General features: G+C 67.2%; 4 protein-coding genes and 2 pseudogenes. All 6 read left to right on the plus strand.

Annotation, left to right across the window (positions count from 1 at the left end):
- Positions 1–128: pseudogene (rplC, locus tag G6W55_RS37290) on the plus strand (50S ribosomal protein L3); the annotation flags it as partial.
- Between the two features lie 8 nt (positions 129–136).
- A complete protein-coding gene (gene rplD / locus G6W55_RS37295; RefSeq protein WP_085207952.1) occupies positions 137–790 on the plus strand; it encodes a 50S ribosomal protein L4 in 654 nt (217 codons plus the stop codon).
- The gene (rplW, locus tag G6W55_RS37300; RefSeq protein ID WP_030788283.1) at positions 790–1,209 is read left to right on the plus strand and encodes a 50S ribosomal protein L23; all 420 of its coding nucleotides are present in this window, start codon (positions 790–792) and stop codon (positions 1,207–1,209) included. The genes rplD and rplW overlap by 1 nt, the downstream gene beginning before the upstream one ends.
- Positions 1,210–1,247: 38 nt before the next feature.
- On the plus strand, positions 1,248–2,084 hold the full coding sequence (gene rplB / locus G6W55_RS37305) for a 50S ribosomal protein L2 (RefSeq protein WP_030788280.1): 837 nt from the start codon (positions 1,248–1,250) through the stop codon (positions 2,082–2,084).
- A gap of 12 nt (positions 2,085–2,096) precedes the next feature.
- A complete protein-coding gene (gene rpsS / locus G6W55_RS37310) occupies positions 2,097–2,378 on the plus strand; it encodes a 30S ribosomal protein S19 (protein WP_030788278.1) in 282 nt (93 codons plus the stop codon).
- An 18-nt stretch (positions 2,379–2,396) separates the two neighbouring features.
- A pseudogene (locus G6W55_RS37315) lies at positions 2,397–2,467 on the plus strand (50S ribosomal protein L22); the annotation flags it as partial.

Here is a 2,467-nt window from a genome sequence, read left to right on the forward strand (position 1 = left end):
GGGTCACCACCCAGAACCTGACCGTCCACGCCGTTGACGCGGAGAAGGGTCTGCTGCTCATCAAGGGCGCTGTCCCCGGTCCGAACGGCGGCCTCGTCCTGGTCCGCACCGCGGCCAAGGGGGCCTGAGGTAACCGATGAGCACTGTTGACATCCTTTCGCCTGCCGGCGAGAAGACCGGTAGCGTCGAGCTCCCCGCGGAGATCTTCGGCGTGGAGAAGGTCAGCATCCCGCTGATCCACCAGGTCGTCGTCGCGCAGAACGCGGCTGCCCGTCAGGGCACGCACAAGACGAAGACCCGTGGCGAGGTCCGTGGTGGTGGCAAGAAGCCTTACCGCCAGAAGGGCACCGGCCGCGCCCGTCAGGGCTCGACCCGCGCGCCGCAGTTCGCCGGTGGTGGCGTCGTGCACGGTCCCGTGCCGCGCGACTACTCGCAGCGGACCCCCAAGAAGATGAAGGCTGCCGCCCTGCGTCACGCCCTCACCGACCGGGCCCGCCACAACCGCATCCACGTCGTCACCGGCGTGGTCGACGGCGAGATCTCCACCAAGGCCGCGAAGTCGCTGTTCGGCAAGATCAGCGAGCGCAAGAACCTGCTGCTCGTCGTCGAGCGCAGCGACGAGGCCGCGTGGCTCTCCGCCCGCAACCTGCCCCAGGTGCACATCCTGGAGCCGGGCCAGCTGAACACGTACGACGTGATCGTCTCGGACGACGTGGTCTTCACCCAGGCCGCTCTCGAGTCCTTCGTCGCCGGCCCGAAGGCCAACGACACCGAAGGGACTGAGGTCTGATGGCCGTCCGTCACCCCTCCATCGCCGCGAAGGCCGCCAAGGCCGCCAAGGCCGCGCGCGTCGCCAAGGCGAAGCGCCACGCCACCGAGGGCAAGAACACCGTCGTCACCGCGCCCAGCAAGGCGTACACGGACCCCCGTGACGTGCTGCTGAAGCCGGTCGTGTCGGAGAAGAGCTACGCGCTCCTGGACGAGAACAAGTACACGTTCATCGTCGACCCGAACGCCAACAAGACCCAGATCAAGCAGGCCGTCCAGTCGGTCTTCTCGGTCAAGGTCACCGGGGTCAACACGATCAACCGCCAGGGCAAGCGCAAGCGGACCCGCACGGGCTTCGGCCAGCGCGCCGCCACCAAGCGCGCGATCGTGACCCTCGCCGAGGGCGACCGTATCGACATCTTCGGCGGTCCGACCGCGTAAGCGGGTCGGATCGTCCGATATCGGACGAGGACTGAGAAATGGGAATCCGCAAGTACAAGCCGACTACGCCGGGCCGTCGTGGCTCCAGCGTCGCCGACTTCGTCGAGGTCACGCGGTCCACGCCGGAGAAGTCGCTGGTCCGTCCCCTGCACAGCAAGGGCGGCCGTAACAATTCCGGTCGTGTGACCGTTCGCCACCAGGGTGGCGGACACAAGCGCGCCTACCGAGTGATCGACTTCCGTCGTCACGACAAGGACGGCGTGCCGGCGAAGGTCGCGCACATCGAGTACGACCCCAACCGCACCGCGCGCATCGCGCTGCTGCACTACGCGGACGGCGAGAAGCGCTACATCCTCGCCCCGCGCAACCTCCAGCAGGGCGACCGCGTCGAGAACGGTCCCGGGGCCGACATCAAGCCGGGCAACAACCTGGCGCTCCGCAACATCCCGGTCGGTACCACGATCCACGCGATCGAGCTCCGTCCCGGTGGCGGCGCCAAGTTCGCCCGCTCCGCCGGTGCCTCCGTGCAGCTCCTGGCGAAGGAGGGCTCGATGGCCCACCTCCGCATGCCCTCCGGCGAGATCCGCCTGGTCGACCAGCGCTGCCGCGCCACGGTCGGCGAGGTCGGCAACGCCGAGCAGAGCAACATCAACTGGGGCAAGGCCGGCCGTAAGCGCTGGCTGGGCGTGCGCCCGACCGTCCGTGGTGTCGCGATGAACCCGGTCGACCACCCGCACGGTGGTGGTGAGGGCAAGACCTCCGGTGGTCGCCACCCGGTCTCCCCGTGGGGTCAGAAGGAGGGTCGTACTCGTTCGCCGAAGAAGGCTTCGAACAAGTACATCGTCCGCCGCCGCAAGACGAACAAGAAGCGCTAGGAGCGGGTTCAGATGCCGCGCAGTCTCAAGAAGGGACCCTTCGTCGACGGCCACCTCGTGAAGAAGGTGGACGCCCAGAACGAAGCCGGTACCAAGAACGTCATCAAGACCTGGTCCCGTCGCTCGATGATCATCCCCAGCATGCTGGGCCACACGATCGCGGTGCACAACGGCAAGACCCACATTCCGGTGTTTGTCACCGAGTCGATGGTCGGCCACAAGCTCGGCGAGTTCTCGCCGACGCGCACCTTCCGGGGTCACGTCAAGGACGACCGGAAGTCGAAGCGCCGCTAACAGCGGGGTGGAATGACCATGACAGACACTGGAAGGACAACCATGGAAGCCAGGGCCCAGGCGCGGTACATCCGCGTCACGCCCATGAA

Origin of the sequence: Streptomyces sp. CAI-85 (assembly GCF_013363615.1) — a bacterium.
GTDB classification, from domain to species: domain Bacteria; phylum Actinomycetota; class Actinomycetes; order Streptomycetales; family Streptomycetaceae; genus Streptomyces; species Streptomyces antibioticus_B.